Source organism: Methylobacterium sp. P5_C11 (genome assembly GCF_054049775.1).
In genome coordinates this window covers 26,640-50,706 of the sequence record NZ_JBFULS010000037.1, presented here as the reverse complement: position 1 = coordinate 50,706, position 24,067 = coordinate 26,640, and the positions used below count along the sequence as shown (strand labels likewise).

General features: G+C 70.4%; 16 protein-coding genes and 1 pseudogene. 8 read left to right on the top strand and 9 right to left on the bottom strand.

Annotated features, from left to right (window positions below):
• Nucleotides 1–548, top strand: a pseudogene (locus ACXJKQ_RS18655) (polysaccharide biosynthesis/export family protein); the annotation flags it as partial.
• 158 nt (nucleotides 549–706) lie between these two features.
• On the opposite strand, the gene ACXJKQ_RS18650 reads toward ACXJKQ_RS18655, so the two are convergent.
• The 3 genes from ACXJKQ_RS18650 to ACXJKQ_RS18640 all read right to left on the bottom strand — a co-directional run bounded on the left by ACXJKQ_RS18650 (nucleotide 707) and on the right by ACXJKQ_RS18640 (nucleotide 11,225).
• A complete protein-coding gene (locus ACXJKQ_RS18650; RefSeq protein WP_457107219.1) occupies nucleotides 707–2,074 on the bottom strand; it encodes an aminotransferase class I/II-fold pyridoxal phosphate-dependent enzyme in 1,368 nt (455 codons plus the stop codon).
• Entirely contained in the window at nucleotides 2,071–9,513 is a 7,443-nt protein-coding gene (locus ACXJKQ_RS18645) for an SDR family NAD(P)-dependent oxidoreductase (protein ID WP_457107218.1), read from the bottom strand. Before ACXJKQ_RS18645 ends, ACXJKQ_RS18650 begins: the two co-directional genes overlap by 4 nt.
• A 368-nt stretch (nucleotides 9,514–9,881) precedes the next feature.
• Nucleotides 9,882–11,225, bottom strand: a complete 1,344-nt coding sequence (locus tag ACXJKQ_RS18640; protein ID WP_457107217.1) for a UDP-glucose dehydrogenase family protein — start codon at nucleotides 11,223–11,225, stop codon at nucleotides 9,882–9,884.
• Nucleotides 11,226–11,535: 310 nt separating this feature from the next.
• Here ACXJKQ_RS18640 and argB point away from each other — a divergent pair, with 310 nt between their 5' ends.
• From argB to rplS, 3 genes are all read left to right on the top strand, one after another.
• Nucleotides 11,536–12,429 carry an acetylglutamate kinase gene (argB, locus tag ACXJKQ_RS18635; protein WP_457107216.1) on the top strand — a complete coding sequence of 298 codons (894 nt, stop codon included), beginning with the start codon at nucleotides 11,536–11,538 and terminating at the stop codon, nucleotides 12,427–12,429.
• A 190-nt stretch (nucleotides 12,430–12,619) separates the two neighbouring features.
• The gene (locus tag ACXJKQ_RS18630; RefSeq protein ID WP_457107215.1) at nucleotides 12,620–13,381 is read left to right on the top strand and encodes a pyrimidine 5'-nucleotidase; all 762 of its coding nucleotides are present in this window, start codon (nucleotides 12,620–12,622) and stop codon (nucleotides 13,379–13,381) included.
• 130 nt (nucleotides 13,382–13,511) lie between these two features.
• Nucleotides 13,512–13,913, top strand: coding sequence for a 50S ribosomal protein L19 (gene rplS, locus ACXJKQ_RS18625; protein WP_457107214.1), 402 nt, complete (start codon nucleotides 13,512–13,514; stop codon nucleotides 13,911–13,913).
• A 115-nt stretch (nucleotides 13,914–14,028) separates the two neighbouring features.
• Here the strand turns inward: rplS and ACXJKQ_RS18620 are convergent, their stop codons facing one another.
• The 5 genes from ACXJKQ_RS18620 to ACXJKQ_RS18600 all read right to left on the bottom strand — a co-directional run bounded on the left by ACXJKQ_RS18620 (nucleotide 14,029) and on the right by ACXJKQ_RS18600 (nucleotide 19,610).
• A complete protein-coding gene (locus tag ACXJKQ_RS18620; protein WP_457107213.1) occupies nucleotides 14,029–15,576 on the bottom strand; it encodes a methyl-accepting chemotaxis protein in 1,548 nt (515 codons plus the stop codon).
• A gap of 532 nt (nucleotides 15,577–16,108) precedes the next feature.
• The gene (locus ACXJKQ_RS18615; protein WP_457107212.1) at nucleotides 16,109–16,492 is read right to left on the bottom strand and encodes a RidA family protein; all 384 of its coding nucleotides are present in this window, start codon (nucleotides 16,490–16,492) and stop codon (nucleotides 16,109–16,111) included.
• The gene (locus tag ACXJKQ_RS18610; protein WP_457107211.1) at nucleotides 16,489–17,703 is read right to left on the bottom strand and encodes a lytic murein transglycosylase; all 1,215 of its coding nucleotides are present in this window, start codon (nucleotides 17,701–17,703) and stop codon (nucleotides 16,489–16,491) included. Before ACXJKQ_RS18610 ends, ACXJKQ_RS18615 begins: the two co-directional genes overlap by 4 nt.
• 384 nt (nucleotides 17,704–18,087) lie before the next feature.
• The gene (gene leuD / locus ACXJKQ_RS18605; RefSeq protein ID WP_457107210.1) at nucleotides 18,088–18,690 is read right to left on the bottom strand and encodes a 3-isopropylmalate dehydratase small subunit; all 603 of its coding nucleotides are present in this window, start codon (nucleotides 18,688–18,690) and stop codon (nucleotides 18,088–18,090) included.
• Between the two features lie 188 nt (nucleotides 18,691–18,878).
• Nucleotides 18,879–19,610, bottom strand: coding sequence for a HisA/HisF-related TIM barrel protein (locus ACXJKQ_RS18600; RefSeq protein WP_457107209.1), 732 nt, complete (start codon nucleotides 19,608–19,610; stop codon nucleotides 18,879–18,881).
• Nucleotides 19,611–19,619: 9 nt separating this feature from the next.
• Here ACXJKQ_RS18600 and ACXJKQ_RS18595 point away from each other — a divergent pair, with 9 nt between their 5' ends.
• Genes ACXJKQ_RS18595 through ACXJKQ_RS18580 form a run of 4 tightly spaced genes read left to right on the top strand, consistent with a single transcriptional unit; the run spans nucleotide 19,620 to nucleotide 22,322 of the window.
• The gene (locus tag ACXJKQ_RS18595; RefSeq protein ID WP_457107208.1) at nucleotides 19,620–20,669 is read left to right on the top strand and encodes a hydantoinase/oxoprolinase family protein; all 1,050 of its coding nucleotides are present in this window, start codon (nucleotides 19,620–19,622) and stop codon (nucleotides 20,667–20,669) included.
• Nucleotides 20,666–20,866 carry a hypothetical protein gene (locus ACXJKQ_RS18590; protein WP_457107207.1) on the top strand — a complete coding sequence of 67 codons (201 nt, stop codon included), beginning with the start codon at nucleotides 20,666–20,668 and terminating at the stop codon, nucleotides 20,864–20,866. Before ACXJKQ_RS18595 ends, ACXJKQ_RS18590 begins: the two co-directional genes overlap by 4 nt.
• A 23-nt stretch (nucleotides 20,867–20,889) precedes the next feature.
• Nucleotides 20,890–21,672, top strand: coding sequence for a hypothetical protein (locus ACXJKQ_RS18585; protein WP_457107206.1), 783 nt, complete (start codon nucleotides 20,890–20,892; stop codon nucleotides 21,670–21,672).
• Between the two features lie 29 nt (nucleotides 21,673–21,701).
• Nucleotides 21,702–22,322, top strand: coding sequence for a GNAT family N-acetyltransferase (locus ACXJKQ_RS18580; RefSeq protein WP_457107205.1), 621 nt, complete (start codon nucleotides 21,702–21,704; stop codon nucleotides 22,320–22,322).
• A gap of 81 nt (nucleotides 22,323–22,403) precedes the next feature.
• Here ACXJKQ_RS18580 and hpnH read toward each other — a convergent pair whose 3' ends face one another.
• Complete coding sequence (gene hpnH / locus ACXJKQ_RS18575) at nucleotides 22,404–23,567, bottom strand: adenosyl-hopene transferase HpnH (protein WP_243927709.1); 1,164 nt, start codon at nucleotides 23,565–23,567, stop codon at nucleotides 22,404–22,406.
• Nucleotides 23,568–24,067: the final 500 nt, after the last annotated feature.

Sequence of the window (24,067 nt, the reverse complement as noted above, 5' to 3'; positions counted from 1 at the left end):
ACCGCGCCCCGGTCAACGAGACCTTCGTGCGGCTCTCGCGCGGGCCGCTCACCGCCACAGTGCCGCTGACCACGGTGGTGTCCAACCCCAAGGAGAACATCTACCTGCGGCCCAACGACGTGCTCACCCTGGTGCGCGATCCGCAGACGTTCATCGCGGTGGGCGCGCTGGGCAACAGCACCGAGCTGCCGTTCCAGGCCGACGGCATCACCCTGGCACAGGCGCTGGCCAAGGCGCGGGGCCTGTCGGACTTCGCCGCCGATCCGTCCGGCACGTTCATCTTCCGATTCGAGCCGGCCAGCGTGGTTCGCCGCCTCAGCCCAGGCTCGCGGCTGCTCGGCACGCCGCTTGTGCCGGTGGTCTACCGGATCGACATGCGCGACCCCAACAGCTTGTTCGTGTCCCAGGCGTTCCGCATGCGCAACCGCGACCTGATCTACGTGTCGAACGCGCCGTTCACCGAGGTCCAGAAGGTGCTCACCGCCTTCAACGGCGTCACCGGGCCGGTGGCCTCGGCGGCAACCGCCTACGCCTACACGAAGAACTGACCCAACCGCCGGCTTCCGGGCCGGCGGCGGCTCCCGGCCCGCCGCGTGACGTGCACAGTGGCGTCGCGCGGTGTGACCCGAAACGAAGACAGGGCGCGGATAACATCCGCGCCCTGTCTCGTTCTATGGCTCCGACGCGCGGAGTGTCCGAGCTGCGCTCAGACCCGCTTCGCGAGCAGCTGCTCGATCAGGGAACCGCCCTTGTCGATCGCCGCCAGCTCCTCGGCCACCGCGGTCACCGTATCGCGGATCTGGTCGGCAGTGTGCTCGGAGGTGAGGAAGAAGCGCAGGCGCGAGGCCCGCTCCGGCACCGCCGGATGGATGATCGGCTGCACGTTGATACCGCGGCGGAACAGACGGTCCGAGAGCGTCACGGCCTTGAGCGAGTCGCCGACGATGATCGGCACAACGGCGAGGCCGAGGCTGAAGCCGGTATCGAGGCCGAGCTTCTTGGCGGTCGCCAGGAACAGGGTGCCGTTCTGGCGCAGGCGCTCGACCCGCTCCGGCTCGGCATGCATCACGGCCAGCGCCACCTCCGCGGCCGCGGCAAGCGGCGGCGACATGCCGACGCTGTAGACGAAGCCGCCGGCCGAGTGCTTCAGGTACTCGATCAGCGCGATCGGGCCGCAAATGTAGCCGCCGCAGGTGGACAGGGTCTTCGAGAGCGTGCCCATCCAGATGTCGACCTCCTTGGGATCGACACCGCAATGCTCGAACAGGCCGGCGCCGGTGCGGCCGGTGACGCCCAGACCGTGCGCCTCGTCGACCATCAGCCACGCGTCGTAGCGCTTCTTCAGGGCGACGAGACCGGCGAGATCCGGCGCGTCGCCGTCCATGCTGTAGAGGCCCTCGACGACGATCAGCGCCCGCCGATGCTCGTGGCGGGTCGACTGGAGCAGGGTCTCCAGGGCGTCGAGGTCGTTGTGCGCGAAGGACCGCCGCTGCGCTCCGGAAAGTTGCGCGCCGGTGACGATGCTGTTGTGGGACAGGGCGTCGTGGAAGATTACGTCGCCGGCTTCCAGCAGGGCGCCGATGGTGGTGACGTTGGTGGCGTGCCCGCTCACCATCACGACACAGCCCTCGGAGTGGTAGTGCTTGGCCAAAGCCTGTTCGAGGCTGATATGGCCGGGCCGCTCGCCCGCCACGACGCGGCTCGCCGAGGAGGAGGTGCCGTAGGCCTCGATCGCCTCCCGGGCCGCGTTGCTCACCCGCGGGTGACCGTTCAGGCCGAGATAGTCGTACGACGAGAAGTTGGTGAAGCTCTTCTGGTCGATCCGGGTGGTCGCCCCGGCCTTAGCGTCGTGGACCCGGAAAAAAGGGTTGCCCAGGCCGATCAACTCGGCCGCCTGGCGCTGCAGCTTGAGCTCGCGGTAGCCCGGCAGATTCTCGAAGTTCTGCGCAGCCGACTTGCCGGTGGGCGAGGCCGCCTTGACGGGGGCCGGGCGCGGCGTGGCGCGCCCGAGCCGGTTGGTCACGAAGCCGGCGAGCGCCGCGCGCCCGCCGTCCGGCCGTGCCGTATCAGTCATGAGTTGGTCTCTTTGATCTCGCTGGACGTCTGCTCGATGAGTTCCCGGAGAGGCGCCATCATCTGCGCATCGATCTCACCGCCGACATGCTTCGAGACGAGGCTCATCGCGACGCCGGCCGCCTCGTCCATGGGCGCGGAAACCGCCTGAATTAAGGACTCCGACAGCTCGTTGACGGTCATGCCCGAGGACAGACCCGCGGGCGGCGCGTCGAGGGCGAAGCGCTCCTGCAGGCTGGCGCCGAGTTCGACGCCCATCAGCGAATCGAGGCCGATCTCCGAGAGCTGGCGCACGCGGCTGATGTCGTCCTTCGGCAGGCGCAGGATGCGGGCGATGTCCTCGACGATCGCGTCCGACACGGTCTTGCGGACCGCATCGATGTCGCCGCCCTTGAGGAGCGCCCCGATGTTGATCGCCTGGACGCCGCCGGCCTCGGCCTGCTGGTCGGTCCCGAGTTCGGCGTAGCTCGGCGAACGCATGGTGGCGAGCCGCTCACGCGCCTTGCCCCAGTGCATCGCCGCGATGGCGATCACCGCCTCGTCAGGAGAGGTACCCTGGCTCCCCAGCGCCTCGGCCATCAGGTCGAGGCAGCGGCGGGCCTCCATCGGCGTGACGCCGACGCGGCCGGCGAGGCCTTCCATGACTGCCTTGTTGCGGGCGAGCATGCCGACATCGCCGATGGCGCCCCAGGCGACCGCGAGGGCCGGCAGGCCGCGGCGGCGGCGCTGCCGCGCCAAGCCCTCCATGAAGCCGTTGGCGGCCACGTAGGAGCCCTGACCCGGGTTACCGATGAAGGTCGTGGCCGAGGAGAACAGGACGAAGTAGTCGAGGCTCCGGTCCCGGGTGGCGGCGTCCAGGTGCTGGGCGCCGATCACCTTCGGGCCGATCACCGCGTCGAGCGCCGCGGCGTCGATGTTGGAGATCAGGCCGTCCTGGAGCACCGCGGCGGCGTGCAGCACGCCGGCCAGCTTCTTCCCGCCCTGCTCGATCCCGGCGATGAGCCGGTCTACGGAGGCCCGGCTCGTGATGTCGACCGCCTTGGCCTCGACGGTCACGCCCCGGCCGGCGAGTTCGGCGACGATGGCCTTGGCCTCGTCGGTGGCCGCGCCCTTGCGGCCGGCGAGCACGAGGTGCCTGGCACCCCGGTCGATCAGCCAGCGCGCCGCCTCCAGGCCGAAGCCCCCGAGGCCGCCGGTCAGCAGGTGGACACCCTCGGCCGAGACCGTGAACGGCCGGCCGGTCTCCTTCATGATCGTGCCGGCCTTGGGCGGGCTGATCACGATCTTCCCGATGTGACCCGACTGCTGCATCAGCCGGAACGCGTCCGAGGTCTCGGCTGCCGTGAAGGGCTGGTACGGCAGCGGCTTGAGGCCGCCGTCGTTGAACAGGGCCATCACCTCGCGGAACATCCGCGCGCCGTCGTCGCCCTGGTGCTGGATCACCTGATCGAGGTCGACACCGAAGTAGCTGAGGTTCCGCCGGAACGGGCGCAGGCCGATATGGGTGTTGGCGACGTAGTCGCGCTTTCCCAGCTCGACGAAGCGGCCGAAAGGCCGCAGCGCGTTGAGCGAGCGCTCCATCGCCTCGCCGAACAGGCTGTTCAGGACGATGTCGACGCCGTCGCCGGTGATCGCCCGGACCTCGTCCACGAAGGCCAGCGAGCGGGAATCGAGCACGTGCTCGGCGCCCAGCGCCTTCACCAGAGCCCGCTTCTCGCGGGAGCCCGCCGTGGCGATGACCCGTGCGCCTTTCAGCTTGGCGATCTGCAGGGCCGCAAGGCCGACGCCGCCCGCGCCGCCATGGACCAGCACCCACTCGCCGCGCCGCATCCGGGCGCAGGAGACGAGGCTGTAATAGGCGGTGAGGAAGGCCACCGGCACGGTGGCGGCCGCCATCGGGTCCAGGCCGTGAGGCATCGGCGCGACGACGAGGTCCGGCACCACGATGTGGGTGGCGAAGCCCGACTGGGCGAAGGCGACGACCGGATCGCCGACCTTGAAGCCCTTCACGCCCGGACCGACGGCGGTGACGCGGCCGGCGCATTCGAGGCCGAGGCGGGGGCCGGCGAAACCGTCCTCCAGGATCTCCTCGGGAAGCATGGAGAGCGCCCAGAGCACGTCGCGGAAGTTGAGGCCGGTGGCCTCCACCGCGATTTCCATCTCGCCCTTGCCGGGGGTGCGGCGCTCGGCCGGACCCCAGACCATCTCGCTCAAGCCGCCGGTGTTGCTGCGCTCGAGACGCGCGGCCCCGGCCGGGACGGCATCCGCCGGATCCCGGTGCTGTGGCCGGCCGGCATGGAAGCGCACGACCTGGGTCCGCTCGTCGTCCAGCACGATCTCGGTCTCCGGGGTGCCGGAGAGGATGAGGTCGCGCAGGCGCTCGGAGGCGCGCTTCGACGACATCTCGGGGGAGAGGTCGATCCGGCGCACGTCGAGGTTCGGGGCCTCGTTGGCGAGCGTGCGGGAGAAGGCCCAGACACCGGCTTCGATGTTGGTGGTCTGGCCGCCGCGGTCGCGGGTGGCGCCCGGCGCCACGACCCAGAGCTTGGTCTGGCGGGCGCCGAGATGCTCCGTGCAGCGCTTCAGACTGAGGCAGCGGTCGCGCAGCCGCTCGGCCGCCTCGCCGCCGCGGGTGAAGGCGCCGGCCAGGAACACCACCGTGTCGGGGGTCTCCTTCTCCAGCTCCATCAGGGAGGTCTCGGAGTCCAGGATGATCGAGACGTGCACGCCGCCCGCGACCAGCAGGGTCGCCAGGGACGAGGCGGTCTCGGCGGCGAACTCGTCGTCCGAGCCGATCACGAAAGCGAAGCTCTGAGCCGGGGCCGGCCCCGGGCGCACCGGCGCCTCGGCGGTCAGCAGCAGGTCGTCACCGTTGGCGGACGCGGCCCGCTCGACCTCGACCTTGACGAGGCCGTGGGCGCTGAGCGTCCGCTGCCAGCCCTCTATGTCCTCCAGACGGCCTACGGGCAGGCCTCCGACCGCCTCCTCGAACCAGCCGGCTGTGAGGCCGAACACGAGGTCGCGGAACAGGGAGGCGCCGGGCTCGACGGCCACCAGCAGCCCCCCGGTGGCGAGCGCCCCGGCGAGCTGGCCCGGCAGGGACCGGTCGCCCCGGTGGAGGCTGCCGGAGGCCAGGATCAGGTCGAAGCTCGCCGGAGCGAGTTCATCCGCGGCCTCGATCACGGCGGCGGCGCGGCCCAGCGACAGGCGGGCGCGCTCCGCGAGCCTGCGGTCCGTCTCGAAGACGGTGAGCCGGGCCTCGGCGGCGTCCGCGAAGATCGCGGTCTGCGCCGAGAGCGGACCGAAGCCGACCTGCAGAACCCGCAGCGCCCGCTCCTTCGGGAGCAGGGCGCGGCTGCGCTCGATCAGCTTGGCGACCACGTCGGCACCGTGCCGCGCGGTGGCGGAGCGCAGCACGAAGGCGTCGATCGCCCCCTGCGGCAGCGCGGGCGCATCGGTCAGCTTGCCGGCGAGCAGGCGGTCGACCAGGGCGCCGACATCGGCGATCAGCACCAGTTCGGCCGAGAGATCCGGGTGGTCGCCCGCGATCCAGCGCATGATCTCGTCGGGGGCCGGGAGCGCGGAACCGTCGCCCAGGGTCCAGTTCTCCCCCGCGCGCTCGGCGAGGCCGCTGCTCTCGAGGGCGTAGAGGGCGTTCAGGAGCCAGGGGCGCAAGGCCTCGGGCACGCGCCGGTCGGTGACCGAGACGGTCTCGCCCTGCGCCAGGCCGTAGGCGAGGCGGTAGGCGAGCGACGTGGCCCAGCCCTCCAGGAGGAGGTGCCCCGGCGACAGGGCGGCATCGGCCGGTCCCTTGGCCTCGGCGGCGAGCGGCCGCAGCCGCGCAGCCACGCTCGGCCGGCGCTCCATCGGGATCGCCGTCGGCTCGGTGGCGAGTTCCGGCACCTGCGAGATCGCGAAGGCCGAGAGGTCGCCGCCGCTCTTCGCGCGCAGGGCCTGGAACCGGCCCTCGCGGATCGTGGCGATCACGGCGCCGTCGGCGTCGAGCAGGGTGAAGTCCGCCAGGATCGAGCGCTCGTTGCAGCGCCGGGTGCGGATGATCGAGCGGGCGATCACCGCGCCGGGGCGCAGCAGCCGGACCTCGCCGAAGCGCACCGGGATGTAGGCCTTGCCGCCATTCTCGCCGAGCAGGTCGGCGAAGAGCAGGATCAGCCCGTGGAAGCAGGCGTCGAGCCGGTTCGGCACGAGGGCGTAGCGGGTGTCGGGCTCGGCCGGCAGCAGGTCGGACACGATGGTGGCGTCGTCCAGCCGGGCGCTCATCGCCACCTGCTGGAAGCTCGGACCGAAGGCCAGCCCCGAGGCGAGGGCCTTGGCGTAGAGCGCATCGCCGGAGAGCACGTGGTCGCCGGCGGTCTCGAAGCTGAAGCCGTCCAGGTCCGGCGTCTTGGGGGCCGAGAAGGTTCCCTCGACGATCTTGGCCTGGGCATGGAGCTGCCAGGGCGTTTGCGTCAGGCGCGGGCGGCTGAGAACCTGGATGCCGTTGCCGGAGCCCGACAGGCGCACCGCGACCTCGCGCAGGGCATCCTCGGCGAACACCATCGGCGCCACGATCTCGAAATCGGCGAGCACGATCTCGTCGTCGCGCAGGGCCTCGCGGACGCAGGACAGCGCCATCTCGACGAAGCCGGCGCCGGGCATGATCACCTGGCCGTCGACCTTGTGATCCTCGAGCTCGGGCACCGTGGCCGGATCGACGAAGCCGTTCCATTCCAGGCCGTCGAAGGTCGTGCGCGACCCGATCAACGGGTGGTAGGGGCGGGGACTCATGGCGCCGACGCCCTCGGTGGTGTCGGCGAGGCGGAACGGCCGGCGCTGCCACGGATAGGTCGGCAGCGGCACGTCGCCCTTCGGCGCGTCGCCGAACAGCAGGCTCTCGTCGACCTGCGCGCCCTGGACCAGGGCGGCGCTGACCGCCTTGGCGATCGGGTCGCCGCCGGAGGCCTTGCGGTGCATCACGCCGACCGTGGCGGTCTCGATGCCCAGCGGCTCGACTGCGTCACCGACATGCGACATGAGGGTCGCGCGCGGGCCGACCTCGACGAAGACGCGGGCGCCGCGGCGGGTGGCGTCCTGCACGGCTTCGCAGAAGCGCACCGGCTCGCGGATGTTGCGCCACCAGTAGCCGGCGCCGAAATGGGACCCGTCCAGCACGCTGCCGGTGACGGTGGAGACCATCGCGGTGGTGCCGGTCTTGGCCTTCAGCCCGGCGAGATCGCGCAGGAGCGGCTTCTCGGTCGGGTCCATCAGCCGGCCGTGGAAGGCGTAGGCGAGGTCGAGCTTGCGGCCGCGGCGACGCTTGCGCGACAGGGCCTTGAGGGCGGCGTCGATATCCGCCACCGGCCCGGCGACCGTGACGGCCTTCGGGCTGTTGTAGGCGGCGATGTCGAGGGTCGGGTAATCCCTGAGGAAGGACTCGACCTCCTCGGCCGGCATCAGCAGCACCGCCATGGTGCCCTGGCCGTGCGTCGTCTCCTGGTGGTGGCTGCGGTAGTAGATGACCCGGACCGCGTCCTCCAGGCTCAGGATGCCGGCGGCCTCGGCGGCCGCGATCTCGCCCACGCTGTGGCCGAGGACGTAGGAGGGGATCAGGCCCTTCGCCTTGAGGGCGGCCGTGGAGGCGCTCTCGATCGCGAAGATCAGCGGCTGCGAGACGCTGGTGAGCGCGAGGCGCCCGTCCAGGTCGTCGGCGTAGAGGGCTTCCTTCAGCGACCAGTCCGAATGGACCTGGAACAGCGTGTCGATCCGGTCGAAGGCGGCCCGGAAGGTGGGGTTCTCCTCGTAGGCCTCGCGGCCCATGCCGGCCCACTGGCTGCCGTTGCCGGAATAGACGAAGGCCACCTCGGCGACGCGGTCGACCGCGGTGCCGGTGAAGGCGTCCGCGGTGTCCTCACCTTCGCCGATAGCGCGCAGGGCGGCGGCGACGTCGGTCTTGCCGTCCAGCGCCACGGCGAGGCGGGCAGACATGCGCTCGCGGCGATGCGCGACCGCGGCGGCCACGGCGGCGGCCTTCGCGGGCTCGGCCTCAAGGCGCTCGGCGTAGTCGAGGGCCAGCTCGTTCAGGGCCGCCCGGCTCTGGGCCGAAAGCAGGAGCACCTGCGCGGCGGGCGCGGGAGCGGCCTCGGGAGCCTTCGCCCAGGCGGGGGCGTCAGTGATGACCACGTGGGCGTTGGTGCCGCCGAACCCGAACGAGTTCACGCCGGCGAAGCGCTCGCGCGAACCGCGGCCGATCTTCAGCGGCGCGCGCACGACCTGAAGGTTGAGTTCGCCGAAGGGGATCTCGGGGTTGAGTTCGGCCGCGTGCAGCGACGGCGGCACGAGGTCGTGCTCCAGCGCCAGCGTCGCCTTCATCAGGCCGGCGAGGCCCGAGACCGGCTCGGTGTGGCCGATATTGGTCTTGATCGAGCCGATCGGCAGCGGCGCCTGCCGGCCGCGGCCGAGCTTCGAGCCGATGGCCGAGGCCTCGATCGGGTCGCCCACCGGCGTGCCGGTGCCGTGCGCCTCCATGAAGGCGAGGTCGTCGAGCCCGATCTCGGCCTCGCGGTAGACCTTCTCCAGCAGGGCACCCTGGGCGTAGCCCGAGGGGAGGGAGATTCCGGTGGTGCGCCCGTCGGAGTTGATCCCCGAGGCCGCCACGACGGCGCGGACCGTGGCGCCGTTGCGCCGCGCGGCCTCGGCCGATTGCAGCACGAAAACCACGCCGCCCTCGGACCGCACGTAGCCGTCGGCGTTCTTGGAGAACGCCTGGCACAGGCCGGTGCGCGAGAGCATCTGCGCGCTGGAGAAGCAGATGAAGTTGAACGGGCTCGCCAGGACGTTGACGCCGGCGACGACGGCGGTGTCCACGCGGCCCGACCGGATCGCCTGGACGGCGTTGTCGAAGGCGACGAGCGAGGACGAGCAGGCCGTGTCGACCGTGAAGCTCGGACCCTTCAGGTCGAAGATGTAGGAGATGCGATTCGAGATGATCGAGAGCGTGTTGCCGGTCGCCGCGTAGGCGTCGCCCGACGGCGCGTCGAGGATGCGCAGGTTGCCGTAATCGAGGGACGACGCACCGACGAACACGCCGATGTTGCTGCCGGCCACGCTCGACGGGCGCAGACCCGCGTCCTCGAGGGCTTCCCAGGTCAGCTCCAGCAGCATCCGCTGCTGCGGATCCATCTGTTCGGCCTCGCGGGGCGAGATGCCGAACACCGCCGGATCGAACGACCAGACGTCGTCGATGACACCGGCCGCCCAGGTGTAGCTCTTGCCGCGCTCATGGGCGCGGGGGTGGGCGAACCGCTCCAGGGAAAAGCGGTCTGCCGGCACCTTGCTGACGGCGCAGCGTCCAGCGGACAGGAGTGACCACAGCCCGTCCACACTGGGGGCTCCGGGCAGTCGGCATGCGCGTCCGACGATCGCAATGTCTGTACGTTGTGTCACGTTCGGTTCGCACACGCTCGTTATCGGAAGTCGGCTCGGCTCTCGACGAGTGAGTACCCTCTCACCCCTTACTGTGGCACCATTGCGGTGTCCAACCAGCCCCAAGGCGAGGTCATCCCTCGATGGCAAAATTGCCGGAGGCTGTGACATGTATTCATCACGGGCTTATCCAATGCCTGCGGCCAAAAAGCCAAGATTGAACCGTTGCACCGGCTGTTGAGACGCAGCCTCGATCACGAGAAAGCCACAGTTGCGCCTCTGCGGCCGCGGCCCGTCTAGCGGCATCGGGGTCGCTTCCGAAAGAGATCTTCGCGACAGGGCGCAGATCCCGCACAGGAATTCGGGTCCGTCGGCCGCGCCCGAGACCCTCAAGACGCGCTCCGTGCCGTGCTCTGCTTGGTTCGTCCGACGCCGCAATAGGTGAAACCGTGGCGGGCGGCGCTTTCGGGATCGTAGATGTTGCGCAGGTCGATCAGCACGGGCGCCGATCCGCCGGACGACATGGTCTGGCGCAGGCGGTCGAGGTCCAGCGCCCGGAATGCGTTCCATTCGGTGACGATCACCAGGGCGTCGGCGCCCTCCGCGCAGGCGTAGGCGTTCTCGGCATAATCCACAGCCGGCATCAGGGCACGCGCCTGCTCCATGCCTTCCGGATCGTAGGCGCGGATCCGCGCACCGGCATCCTGCAGGCCGGCCACGATCGCCAGCGAGGGCGCGTCGCGCATGTCGTCGGTGTTGGGCTTGAAGGTCAGGCCGAGCAGCGCCACCGTCTTGCCCCGCACCGAACCGCCGCAGGCCTTGATCACCTTGCGCGCCATGGCGCGCTTCCTCTGGTCGTTGACGGCCACCACTGTCTCGACCAGCCGCAGCGGGGTGCCGGCGTCCTGAGCGGTCTTGACCAGCGCCAGCGTGTCCTTGGGAAAGCACGAGCCGCCGTAGCCCGGCCCGGCATGCAGGAACTTCGACCCGATCCGGTTGTCCAGGCCGATGCCGCGCGCCACCGCCTGGACGTCGGCTCCGACCTCCTCGCACAGGTCCGCGATCTCGTTGATGAAGGTGATCTTGGCCGCCAGAAAGGCGTTCGCCGCGTACTTGGTCAGCTCCGCGGTGCGCCGCGACGTCACCATGATCGGCGCCTGATTGAGGTAGAGCGGCCGGTAGACCTCGCGCATCACCGCCTCGGCCCGGGCGTCCTCAGCGCCGACCACGATGCGGTCGGGGCGCTTGAAGTCGGCGATGGCCGCGCCCTCGCGCAGGAACTCGGGATTGGAAACGACGGCGAACGCCGCCTCGGGGTTGGTCTCGCGGATGATCCGCTCGACCTCGTCACCGGTTCCCACCGGCACGGTCGACTTGGTCACCACCACGGTGAAGCCCGACAGCGCCCCGGCGATCTCCCGGGCGGCGTCGAACACGAAGCTCAGGTCGGCGAAGCCGTCGCCGCGGCGGGACGGCGTCCCCACCGCGATGAACACCGCGTCGGCCTCGGCCACGGCCTGGCGCATGGTCGAACCGAAGGCGAGGCGGCCCTGCCGGACGTTCTCGACGACGAGCGCGTCGAGGCCCGGCTCGTAGATCGGCATGCGGCCGGCGTCGAGGCTGGCGATCTTGTCCGAGTCGCGGTCGATGCACACCACCGCGTGGCCGAAATCGGCGAGACATGCTCCGGAGACCAGGCCGACATATCCGGCCCCAATCATCGCAATCCGCATCGGGCTCTCCCGGCAGCTCGCCCAGCGGCTTGCTGCGATGCAACATGATCCCGGCCGTTCGACGATGCAAGCCGGGCCAGCCTGGATCGCCTCCAGTCTGTCACGCGAATGCAACACCCGCAAAGCATGACTGTGGTTTGACAGCGTGGCTCGGCTGCCGCGCGCCGGACGCCGGAACGCGCCCCGCCGCCGTCATCCTGCGCGGGGCGGCTTCGCAGCGCGGGCGGCTTCCTGTAGAAGCGCCACCGCCCGACGGGGAGGCCCGGATCCGCCCCCGAAGACCCGACCCGAGGATCGGCGAAGGACCGCGATGACCGAATTGCCGAACGTGCACGTGCGCGCCGAGGTCCTGGCCCAGGCGCTGCCCCACATGCAGCGCTACGACCAGGAAATCGTGGTGATCAAATATGGCGGTCACGCCATGGGTGACCGCGCCGCGGCCGAGGACTTCGCCGAGGACATCGTCCTTCTGGAACAGTCCGGGCTGAAGCCGATCGTCGTGCATGGCGGCGGACCGCAGATCGGCCGGATGCTGGACCGGCTCGGCATCCAGTCCGAGTTCCGCGGCGGCCTGCGCGTGACCGACGAGGCCACCGTCGAGGTGGTCGAGATGGTCCTGGCGGGCCTGATCAACAAGCAGATCGTCGGCTGGATCTCCGCCGAAGGCGGCCGGGCGGTGGGCCTGTGCGGCAAGGACGGCAACATGGTCCGCGCCAAGCGGGCGATGAAGACCGTCGTCGATCCGGAGAGCCATCAGGAGCAGGCCATCGATCTCGGCCTCGTGGGTGAGCCGGATCACGTCGAGCGCGGCGTCCTCGACGCGGTGCTGAAGGCCGAGCTGATCCCGGTTCTCGCCCCGGTGGCCTACGGGGCGGACGGCCAGACCTACAACGTCAACGCCGACACCTTCGCGGGGGCCATCGCCGGCGCGCTCCGGGCCAAGCGCCTGCTGCTGCTCACCGACGTCCCGGGCGTCCTCGACAAGGACAAGAAGCTGATTCCGGAACTCACCGTCGAGGATTGCCGGCGCCTGATCGCGGACGGCACCATCACGGGCGGGATGATCCCCAAGATCGAGACCTGCATGTACGCGATCGAGCGCGGTGTGGAGGCGGTGGTCATCCTCGACGGCAAGGTCAACCACGCCGTGCTGCTCGAGCTGTTCACCGATTACGGCGCCGGCACGCTGATCCGACGGGGCTGAGTCCCGAACCGCCCGCGCGCCGCGTCGCCGCCCGGGGCGATGCGGCGCGGATCCGGGACCGCAACATCCCGCGACCGCCGCGCATTGTCGTACCCCGCCCGCCCAGCAAGGCCCGGACAAGCGGCAAACTTGCGAGCTTGACCGTTCCGGTCCACAGATTTGGCAGGTATCAGCAACCTGAGGGGTTCCGGTGCACCACCCCGACAAGGCCCAGTTCACCTCGCCTGCGGCCCGCGACTTCGCCGACGTCGACACCTGGGTGTTCGACCTCGACAACACCCTCTACCCGAGCGACGCCGAGGTCTGGCCGAAGGTCGACGAGCGCATCACCCTCTACGTGATGCAGCTCTACGGGCTCGACGGACTCTCGGCGCGCGCGCTGCAGAAGCACTTCTATCACCGCTACGGCACGACCCTGTCGGCGCTGATGATCGAGGCGGGTGTCGATCCCCACGATTTCCTCGACTTCGCCCACGACATCGACCACTCGTCGATCAAGCTCGACACGGCCCTCGGCCAGGCGATCGAGCGGCTGCCCGGGCGCAAGCTGATCCTGACCAACGGCTCGCGCCGCCACGCCGAGAACGTCGCCGCCAAGCTCGGCATCCTCGACCATTTCGAGGACGTGTTCGACATCGCCGCCGCCGATTTCGTCCCGAAGCCGGAACGGGCGACCTACGAGCGGTTCCTGAGCAAGCACGCGGTCGAGCCGACCCGCGCGGCGCTGTTCGAGGACATCGCCCGCAACCTCGCGGTCCCGCACGATCTCGGCATGGCGACCGTGCTGGTGGTGCCGAAGGTCGCCGATCCCTATCGGGAGGCGTTCGAGCAGGAGGCGGTGCGCGAGGCGCATATCGACCACATCACGGACGACCTCGCGACGTTCCTGCTGGCCTGCGTGCTGCCCGAGGCCGAGGCGGCGCGCGAGCCGCCCGGCGCGGGCCGTCGCTGATCGCAGCCGACGGCAATCGACAAGCCGGCGGCGATCCTGTAGAGAGCCGCCCAACTCACAACAGGATCGCCGAAATCCTGGTGCCGGTCGCCCATGAGGGGCGGAACGGCGCGACGGCCGGAGCTATGCCATGAACATCATCGAGCAGCTGGAGCGCGAGGAAGTCGCGCGCCTCGCCAAGACCATCCCGGATTTCGAGCCGGGCGATACCCTCATCGTGAACGTCCGCGTGAAGGAAGGCGAGCGCACCCGCGTCCAGGCCTACGAGGGCGTCTGCATCGCCCGCTCGGGCGGCGGCCTCAACGAGAGCTTCACGGTCCGCAAGATCTCCTACGGCGAAGGCGTGGAGCGCGTCTTCCCGGTCCATTCCCCGATGATCGATTCGATCAAGGTGGCCCGCCGCGGCAAGGTGCGCCGCGCCAAGCTGTACTACCTGCGCGACCGCCGCGGGAAGTCGGCCCGCATCGTCGAGCGCACCGACCGCTACAAGGCCAAGGATACGCCGGCCGCGGCGCCGGCCGCCGCCGAATAAGCGGTCCGACCCGTTCCGCAGGCCGGAGCGATCGCCCCGTTTCAGACCGGTCCGGCTCAGCCGGGCCGGTCTTTTGTTGTGCGGCGCCGCCGCCCCGGCGGACGACACGCGCCGCTCAGGCGGCGCGGATGCCGTCGAGGAACCGGTGGATCTCGGCGGAGAGCTGCTCGGACCTGCGCGACATGTCGACCGCGGCGCCGAGAACCAGCTCGGCCGCACCGCCGGTTTCCTCGGCGCCCTGCGAGACGTCGGCGATGTTGCCGGTGACCGCCTCGGTGCCCGCCGCGGCGCGCGCAACGCTGCGCACGATCTCCTGGGTGGTCGCCCCCTGCTGCTCGATCGCAGCCGCGACCGCCGCCGCAAGGGTGCTGACCTCTCCCATGGTGCGACCGATTCCCTGGATCGCCTCCACGGCCTGCCGGGTCGACGCTTGGACGGCGCCGATCCGGGTGGCGATCTCCGCGGTGGCGGTGGCGGTCTGCTCGGCCAGCCCCTTGACCTCGGCGGCCACGACGGCGAAGCCCCGACCCGCCTCGCCGGCCCGGGCCGCCTCAATCGTGGCGTTGAGGGCCAGGAGGTTGGTCTGACGGGCGATGCCCGCGATCATGCTGGCGACGGCCCCGATCCGCTCGGCCCCGTTCAGGAGGTCGCCCACGATGGCGTCCGTGCGCTGCGACTCGGTGGCCGCCTGCGCGGTCTTGGCCGAGGATTGCGTCATCTGTCCGGAGATTTCCTGGATGGTGATCGCCATTTCCTCGGTGGCGGCGGCGACGCTCTGTACGCTCCCGGCGGTCTCCTGCGCGCCCCCGGCGACCCGCGTGGCCCGGGCACGGGTGCGCGAGGCCGTCCGCGCCATGACCTCCGCGGTCGCCTCCATCTGCGTGGCGGCGGCCGAGACACCGGTCATCAGGGACGCGGCATTGGCCTCGAACGCCCGGGTGAGGTCGTCGAGCTTCTGGGCGTGCCGGGCCTTGGCCTGCGTTTCCTGCGCCGCCGCCCGGTCCATCTCGGCCTTGGCGATCAGCGCTTGGCGGAACACCTCCACGGTCCGGGCCATCTGACCGATCTCGTCCTTCCGCTCGAGCCCGGGAATCGGGTCCGTGCCGTCGCCCTGGGCGAGGGCCTGCATCCGACGACCGAGCTGAGCGAGCGGACGCGTGATACCGCGCCCGATCAGGACCGAGCCGATCAGCCCGAGGGTGCCCACCCCGACGAGCAGGCCGACCGCCGCCAGGGCGAGGGCGAAGAAGGCTGCCTTGATGTCGTCCGTATAGGTCCCCGCCGCGATCACGATGTTCCAGGGCGTGAACCTGACGGCGAGCGTCGTCTTCGGATACAGGCCCTCACGCCCAGGCCGGGGATAAAGGTAGGTCATCATGGCCGTGTCGGAGGTCTTCAGCCGATCGATCAGCGTCCCGGCCACGCGCACCCCGTCGACCTGGGTTTCCAGCTGGTTGCTGCCGACAAGCCTGCGGTCGGGAACCGCCAGAACCGTTCCGTCCATCTCATAGATGGCGACGTAGTTGGTGCCGTTGTCGAAGCGCATGGCCATGGCCGTCTCGGCCAGCTCCGCCAGGGCAGCATCGCGGGTCAGGGCGCCGCTCCGCACCTGGGACTCGAGGTGCTGCGCGTAGGTTGTGAACAGCTCCGTGATCGTGTGCAAGGATTGCAGGCGTCCAGACACCATCTCCAGATAATACGATCGCAATCCACCGGCTCCGATGATTGCTATAACCAACCCAATGAGTAAAGTTTGAGCAGCAATTCGACGCGATAGACCATTCTTAAAAAACCCATCGAACATAACATATTCTCACGGATCGAAAAAACCGGCGAGTCCACGTCGAGATCTGATAAGCCTGAATGCTCATGTCAACTTAAGTCCGCAGGACAAGATCATTACCTGTAAGTTGTGCCTCGTGGATCTCAACACGGGACGACGAAGCGGCTGCCTCGGGAACGGCGTGCGTGGGGCGTAAGGAGAGGCTTTCGTCGGGGCAACAGAACCCGAGGGCAATGCCGCGCCGGCCGGAACGCCGGAGCGCACAGGCGGGCGGCCCGAATGGCCGCTGCAACCGGTAGGGGCGGGCAGCCGCGGTTCGGGCGCGATCGGGGCGTTTGTATCGATGGATCGGACGGTCCGGCAGAACGGCACGCAGGGCCCGCGCGCCGTCCCCGGCGCGATGCGGACAGCGCTACCCGATCCGCGCGGTGACCTCGATCTCGACGCGCATCTCGGGGCGCAGAAGGCCCGCCACGAGCACGATCGTGGCGGCCGGCCGGATGTCGGCCAGAACCCGTCCGCAGACCGCCAGCACGGCCTCGGCGTCGTCCCGGTCGGTGACGTAATAGGTGGCGCGTACGATGCCGGCGAGGTCCGTCCCGGCCTCGGCGAGAACCGACCGGATCGTGCGCCAGCATGCCTCGGCCTGCGCGGCGGCACCCTCGGGCATGGTCATCGTGGCGTAGTCGTAGCCGGTCGTCCCGGACAGATGGACGGTATCCCCGTCGACCACCGCCCGGGAGTAGCCGTAGTCCCGCTCGAACGGGGAGCCTGACGTGATGAGCCGCCGGCTCATCCGCCGCGCAGGGCTTCCAGCACCTTGCCGCCGGGACGGCCCGTGGGATTCATGCCGAGCTTGCGCTCCACATCCTTGATGGCGTCGCGGGTCTTCTGGCCGACCTTGCCGTCCGGCTCGCCGACATCGTAGCCGCGGGCCGCGAGCCGGGTCTGGAGGTCGCGGCGCTCGGCCCGGGACAGGGGCGGATCGTCGGTCGGCCAGGCGGCCTGGACGCCGGCCTTGCCGCGCAGCCGGTCGGACAGGACCGCGATGGCGAGGCCGTAGGACTCGGCGGCGTTGTACGAGTAGATCGCGTCGAAGTTCCTGGTGACCAGGAAGGCCGGCCCGTCGATCCCGGCCGGCGCGATGATTCCGGCCGGTCCGTCGCCCGAGAGCGGGCGGCCGTCCACGCGGGTCACGCCGAGCGAAGCCCAGTGAGCGAGCGGCTTCTTGTTCTTGCGTCCGGCGGCGCCGACGTTGAAGCCGCGGGGCAGCTTCACCTCGTAGCCCCAGACCTGGCCGTTCTGCCACTTGGCGACGTGCAGGAAGTTGGCGGTGGACCCGACCGCGTCGGCCACCGAATCGACCACGTCGCGCCGCCCGTCGCCGTCGCCGTCGACCGCGAGGCGGTGATAGGTGGTCGGCATGAACTGGGTCTGGCCGAAGGCGCCCGCCCAGGAGCCGGTCAGCCGCTCGGGCGCGATGTCGCCCCGCTCGATGATCCGCAGGGTGGCGATCAGCTCGCCGCGGAAGAAGTCCCGGCGGCGGTTGCTCGAGCAGGCCAGCGTCGCCAGCGACTGCACCAGCGGCATCTTGCCGAGGTTCTTGCCAAAATTCGACTCGACGCCCCAGACGGCGGCGATCGTGTAGCGGTCGACCCCGTAGCGCGACTCGGCCTGGGCGAGGGCCGCCGCGTGCTGGCGCATGGCCGCGCGCCCGTCCTCGACCCGCTCGTCGTCGACCAGCGCCGCCATGTAGTCCCAGATCGGCGTCTTGAACTCGGGCTGCGCCTGCGAGAGTTCGATCACCTTGTCGTCGTAGCTGATCCCGCTCGTGGCGGACCGGAAGGTCTGCGCCGAGACCCCGGCGGCGGCCGCCTGGGACTGGATACCGGCGAGGCAGCCGTCGAAATCGGCCCGCGCCGACAGGGTCGTCAGGGGCAGCGCCGCGATGCCGGCGAGCAGCCCGACCGCGCGCGCGAGTCTCGGTCCCGTCGGGTGCTTCGGCATTCAGGCGATCCTCACGATGCGGGTCAGACTCTGCCGGCGGATTCAGGCGACATGTGGGTTAACGAAGCGTGAGGCGCGGCGCCTCGCCCGGACCCGCTTGTCGGCCGACCGGCAGGTTGGCACCGAACCCGACCGGCCACGGCGGGACCTTCCAGGCCTGACGGCGGAACCCATGATGAAGGATCGGAACCGGTACGGCGCCGAACGGATCGGCACGCCCGGCCGCGTCGGCGAGGTCAAGGCCGCCTCAAGGCGGGAGACGGGCGCGCCGCATGCCGGCGCCGCTCTGATCGAAGCCTTCCCCGGGCAGGGCAAACGACGACCGGCCGGCGCAGGACCGCCCATCGGTCGCCTATCGGCAGGGCTCGGAGGTCGGGACCTCGCTCAGGCCCATTCCCGCTGGGCGAGCTTCTGCTCGTAGGCGTCGATGGACGCGGCGCGCTCCAGGGTCAGGCCGATCTCGTCGAGCCCGTTCAACAGGTTGTGCTTGCGGCCCGCGTCGATGTCGAAATGCAGGGTGCCGCCGTCCGGCCCCCGGATCGTCTGCGCCGCCAGATCGATCGACAGGGTCGCGTTCGCGCCGCGCTCGGCATCCTCGAACAGCTTCTCAAGGTCTTCGGCGGACACGACGATCGCCAGGATGCCGTTCTTGGCGCAGTTGTTGAAGAAAATGTCGGCGAAGCTCGTCGAGATCACGCAGCGGATGCCGAAATCGGCGAGCGCCCAGGGCGCGTGTTCCCGCGATGAGCCGCAGCCGAAATTGTCGCCGCACACGAGGATCTTGGTGTTCCGGTAGGCGGGCTTGTTGAGGATGAAGTCCGGGTTCTCGGTGCCGTCCTCGCGATAGCGCATTTCGGCGAACAGGCTCGTGCCGAGCCCGGTCCGACGGATCGTCTTCAGATACTTCGCCGGGATGATCCGGTCGGTATCAACGTTGATCGTCCGCATGGACGCCGCGACGCCCTCCAGGGTCGTGAACTTTTCCATCGTCTGACGGCTCTCGCGGTTGCGCTTCCTGTCCGTCCCGTCCTTGCGAGCGGAGCGAAGCAACCCAGGGCAGCTCGACCTCGGCGAGCGTAGCGCCGCTGGATTGCTTCGCTCCGCTCGCAAAGACGAAGGGAGCGTCGATACCTCTGCTGCAGCCTCTTAGCAGCCCGTGTTGCCCGCCGGAAGCATCAGGCGAGATCCGGCGCGGCGGCCCGGGACAGGGTRCCGTCGTGGAGCGCCGAGGCGACCAGCGCCCCGGCGATCCCGGCCGTGCGCAGCGCCCGCAGGTCGTCCGGGCCGCGGACRCCGCCCGCCGCGTAGAGGTGGCGATCCGGCGCCCGCGCCCGCAAGGCGCCGAGGGCCGCGAGGTCTGGGCCGGCCCCGGCGCCGACCTGCGCCAGCGTCATGGCGATCACTTCAGGCGGCCAGATCGTCGGATCGTCGTGGAGCGCCGCCGGGCCGAGCCGCTCCGTGCCGCGGGTGTCGAGGGAGAACACCGCCCGGTCGCCGAGGCGCGCCACGAGGCCGGCATCCGCCTGGCTCTCGCTGCCGATCACCGGCCGCCCGAGGCCGGAGGCCAGGAAGGCGTCGACGCCGGCCGCTTCGGCGAAGCCCGCATCAACCCACAGGGCGGCATCCGGGCAGGCGCGGGCGATCGCCTCCAGGGCGCGCAGATCGGGCGCGGCACGATCGATGATCGCGTCGAGATCGGCGACGTAGAGGATCGCGGCGGGCCACGCGTCGCACAAGCCGCGCGCCACCGCGGCGGGCGCGGATCCCTTTGCCAAGGGCGTCTCGATCGGGGCATAGGAGGAGCGTTCACCCCGGCGCGCCCGCACCACGCGGCCGCCCCGGAGATCGAGCACCGGGATCACCGCGAAGCCGGGGCGCCCGATCCTGTGGTCCATCGAGGCGCCCATCACGGTCCCATGCGCTCATCTAACCCAATGACGATCGGGTGGGACCTCGGCGGGGTCCACGTCAAGGTCGCCCTGGTGGAGGACGGCCGCGTCGTGGCCGCCGCCCAGGTGCCGTGCCCGCTCTGGCAGGGCCTGCCCGCCCTCGACCGGGCGCTGGACGCCGCCCCCGACTGGGCTCGCGGCGCGGCCTCGCACGCCGTGACCATGACGGGCGAGCTGACCGACTGCTTCGCCGACCGGCGCGACGGCGTCGCGGCGCTGTCCGGATGGGCCGGATCGCACCTCGCCGGGACCGTGCGGATCTACGCCGGCCGCTCCGGCTTCGTCGCCCCGGAGGCCGCCGCCTCCCACGCGGCGGACGTGGCCTCGGCCAACTGGCACGCCACCGCGGCCCTCGCCGGCCGGCACGTCCCGGACGCGCTCCTGATCGATATCGGCTCGACCACCGCCGACCTGATCCCCATCGTCCGCGGCCGGCCGGCCGCCACCGGCTACAGCGACGCCGAGCGGCTGGAGACCGGCGAACTCGTCTATACCGGCGCGGTGCGCACGCCGGTGATCGCGCTGTCCGACCACGCCCCCTTCGCGGGCCGCCGCACCCGCCTGATGACCGAGACCTTCGCCCACATGGCGGACGTCTACCGCATCCTCGGCCAGCTCCCCGAAGGCGCCGACCAGCAGCCGAGCGGCGACCGCAAGGGCAAGTCGGTGGCCGAGAGCGAAACCCGGCTCGCCCGCGTCGTCGGGCGGGACCGGACGGAGGCGCCCGCCTCCGCCTGGGCGGCGCTGGCCGGCCACTTTGCCGAGGCGCAGCTGCGCCTGCTGCACGATGCGGCGGCGGACCTCCTGAGCCGGCCGGATCTCGGCGCGGGCGCCCCTCTGGTCGTGTGCGGCGCCGGCACCTTCCTGGGCCTCCGCCTCGCGGAGCGGCTCGGGCGGCCGGCAACCCCGCTGGTGGCGCTGCTGGAGGCGCGGATCGCCGGCGCGCGCGACGCGATCTCGACCTGTGGACCGGCGGTGGCCGTCGGCCTCATCGCCGCGGAGGAAGCAGTCGCATGAGCGCCATCAAGATCCTGGCCCGGTTCCTCACGGCCCGGGTCGGGCCGCATATCGAGCTGGCCGTCGAGACCGAATCGGGGGAGGTCCTGAAGGTGCTGGCCACAGAGGACCAGATCGACCGTCTGATCGACGAGCTGGAGGACATGCTTCACGCCCCCGCCGATCCGGAGGATGACGGGCCGCCCGAGGCGGCCTGACGCCCCGGATCGCGCAGGGCGTCATGAGCCTGATCGCCGCCAAGATCCTCGTCACGCCGACGCTGATGTGGGCCGTCTCGGCGGCCGCGCGCCGGTGGGGCAGCCTCGTGGGCGGCCTCCTCTCGGGCCTGCCGCTCACCTCGGCACCGATCTCGATCTATCTCGCGGTGGAGCAGGGCGAGCGCTTCGCCGCCGACGCCGCCGTCGGTTCGGTGGAGGGCTTAGGGGCGGTCACGGCCAGCTACCTCGCTTATGCCGCCTGCGCGCAGCGGATGGGGATCGTCGCCGGCGCCGCCATCGCCCTGGCGGCCTTCGTCCTCGGGGGCGCCCTCCTGCACGGCGTGATCCGGCCCGGTATCTGGCTGGCCACGGCGATCGACCTGCCGGCGATGGCGCTGGTCGTCGCCCTGTGCCGGCCGGCCGTCGAAGCGCGCGCACCGATCCGCCGGCCCCGACCGCCGCGCTGGGATATGCCGGCGCGCCTCGCGGCCGCCACCACCCTGGTCCTGCTGGTCTCGACCCTCGCCCCGCATCTCGGCTCCGGCCTGAGCGGCGTCCTGGCGCCGATCCCGATCATCTCCTGGCCGCTGATCGTGTTTGCCCGGGCGCAGGACGGGGCCGGCGCGGCGCTCGACGTGGTACGCGGCAGCGCGCAGGGCGCGTTCGGTGTGCTGGCCTTCTATGTCTGCGTGCACCTGCTGCTCGGGCGAATCGACCCGGTCGCGGCCTACGCGGCGGCGATCGCTGTGTCGGCGGCCTGCGTTCTGCCCTGGCTGATCGCGCGACGCCGCCCGCGGGCGATCTGACCCGCGCCGAGGCATCTTCGGAGGACGCCATGCTGCCGAACACGGGGATCCCGACCCTGGCCCCGGGCTTCGCGGCGGTACCGCCCGGCCATATCGCGACCATCGTCACCAGCCTGGAGATGCTCCGCCCGCCATCCCCGCCGCCCGTCCGGCGCTTCCCAGCCGGGATCGCCCTCGAACCCCTGGAGCGGGCCGACCCGGAGACCTACCGGACCCTGTTCCGCGCGGTCGGCGCCGACTGGCTGTGGTTCTCGCGGCTCACCCTGCCGGAGGGCGCTTTGGCCGCCATCCTCGCCGACCGGGAGGTCGAGATCTTCGCGCTTCGCCGTGAGGGCCGGGACATCGGCATGCTGGAACTGGATTTCCGCGAGCCCGGCGCCTGCGAGCTCGTCTTCCTCGGATTGACCCGAAGCGCGATCGGAACCGGGATCGGCCGCACGTTGATGAACGCGGCAATCCGCCGGGCCTGGGCGCGTCCGATCACGCGGTTCTGGGTGCACACCTGCACCCTGGATCATCCCGACGCGCTCGCCTTCTACCGGCGCTCGGGCTTCGATCCCTGTGCCGTCCATGTCGAGGTCGCGCCCGATCCACGGCTCGACGGGACCCTGCCACGGGATTGCGCGCCGCACGTGCCGCGGCTCGGGTGATGCGCCGGGCGGCGATCCCTGAAACGAAGAGACCCGCGGCCTCACGGCCGCGGGTCTCAGGTCGTCAATGGCGCGGGCCGATCAGGCGGCGGTGCGCTTGCGGGCTTCCTGCTTCGTGTCGACGCCGGCCGCTTTGATCTCGGACAGCTTCTGCGCGACGTTGCGCGAGAACACGAACTCGGCCGGGCGCTGGTTCTCGAGGCTGACCTCGGGGGCCATGGCGCCATCGGTCTTGATGCCGCGGATCGCGTGGACCAGCGGCTTCCACGGCTTGCGGACCGAATCGACCACCGAGGAGGCCTCGTAGCCCGAGTGGACCATGCAGTCGGCGCACTTCTCGTAGTTGCCGGTGCCGTAGGAATCCCAGTCGGTCTCCTCCATCAGCTCCTTGAAGGTCGCCGCGTAGCCCTCGCCGAGCAGGTAGCAGGGCTTCTGCCAGCCGAACACGGTGCGGGTCGGGTTGCCCCACGGGGTGCAATGGTAGGTCTGGTTGCCGGCCAGGAAGTCGAGGAACAGGCCCGACTGCTGGAAGGTCCACTTCTCGCGGCCCTTCTCCTTGCCGTGCCGGAACACGCCGCGGAACAGGTCCTTCGTCGCCTTGCGGTTCAGGAAGTGCTTCTGGTCGGGGGCGCGCTCGTAGGCGTAGCCGGGGGAGACGGTGATGCCGTCGATGCCCATCCGGGTCACGCTGTCGAAGAAGTCGGCGATCTTCTCCGGCTGCGAATTGTTGAAGAAGGTGCAGTTGATGGTGACGCGGAAGCCCATCTCCTTGGCCTTCGCGATCGCCGCCACGGCCTTGTCGTAGACGCCGCGCTGGCACACCGACTGGTCGTGCATCTCCTTGTCGCCGTCGAGATGGATCGACCACGTGAAGTACGGGCTGGGCTTGTACTCCTTGATCTTCTTCTCGAGGAGCAGCGCGTTCGTGCAGACGATCGCGAACTTCTTCTGGGCGATGATGCCCTCGACGATCTGCGGGAGGTCCTTGTGCAGGAGCGGCTCGCCGCCGGCGATCACCACCACCGGAGCACCGCACTCGCGCACCGATTCGAGCGCGTCGGCGACCGGCAGGCGCTTGTTCAGGATCTCGTCCGGGTAGTCGATCTTGCCGCAGCCGGCGCAGGCCAGGTTACAGCGGAACAGCGGTTCCATCATCATCACAAGCGGGTAGCGCTTGCGGCCCGTGAGGTGCTGCTTCAGGATGTAGCCGCCGATCTTCGCGACGTACCGGAGGGGGATACCCAAGATTGCGGCTCCTTACTTCGTCGGCCCCGGGGCGTCGGGGTGCTTAACGCGAAAAAATCTCGAATTCCAGCGACCTAGCTTGGAACTAATCTGAAACGACCCCGTTTCGGCGGGACCATGACATCTTATTCGGCTCCTGACGCAACGGCGCCACATGAACTGCGTGCGCAGGCTCGATGGGTGCGGACGTCCGATCGTTGAGGACAGCACGTGCATTGCGTCGGCAATACGACCGGAATCCCAGGATTCTGGTGGCCGCGCCAGCAACGCCGTGCGCTAGCGCACACGGGCAGGCGCGGGATGCACGCCATGGCGGCCGCGTTGCAATCTGGCATCGCCCTCTTTACTGAGCCTCGTGGCCGCGATGCAAGTCCCGGCCCGCGTCGAGCGGTATCGGCCCGCTGACGCGCGCGGCGCGGCCGGAACCGCCGGTGCGGCGTTCCTCGGACCCGATGCGCGGCGGGACGGATCGCGGAGCAGCCGCGCCGCGAGCCGCGAAG

Coding starts and splice junctions, on each gene's coding strand:
- ACXJKQ_RS18650 (WP_457107219.1), bottom strand. CDS start 2,074: ATGACTGATACGGCACGGCCGGACGGCGGGCGCGCGGCGCTCGCCGGC.
- ACXJKQ_RS18640 (WP_457107217.1), bottom strand. CDS start 11,225: ATGCGGATTGCGATGATTGGGGCCGGATATGTCGGCCTGGTCTCCGGA.
- argB (WP_457107216.1), top strand. CDS start 11,536: ATGACCGAATTGCCGAACGTGCACGTGCGCGCCGAGGTCCTGGCCCAG.
- rplS (WP_457107214.1), top strand. CDS start 13,512: ATGAACATCATCGAGCAGCTGGAGCGCGAGGAAGTCGCGCGCCTCGCC.
- ACXJKQ_RS18615 (WP_457107212.1), bottom strand. CDS start 16,492: ATGAGCCGGCGGCTCATCACGTCAGGCTCCCCGTTCGAGCGGGACTAC.
- ACXJKQ_RS18610 (WP_457107211.1), bottom strand. CDS start 17,703: ATGCCGAAGCACCCGACGGGACCGAGACTCGCGCGCGCGGTCGGGCTG.
- leuD (WP_457107210.1), bottom strand. CDS start 18,690: ATGGAAAAGTTCACGACCCTGGAGGGCGTCGCGGCGTCCATGCGGACG.
- ACXJKQ_RS18595 (WP_457107208.1), top strand. CDS start 19,620: ATGCGCTCATCTAACCCAATGACGATCGGGTGGGACCTCGGCGGGGTC.
- ACXJKQ_RS18590 (WP_457107207.1), top strand. CDS start 20,666: ATGAGCGCCATCAAGATCCTGGCCCGGTTCCTCACGGCCCGGGTCGGG.
- ACXJKQ_RS18585 (WP_457107206.1), top strand. CDS start 20,890: ATGAGCCTGATCGCCGCCAAGATCCTCGTCACGCCGACGCTGATGTGG.
- ACXJKQ_RS18580 (WP_457107205.1), top strand. CDS start 21,702: ATGCTGCCGAACACGGGGATCCCGACCCTGGCCCCGGGCTTCGCGGCG.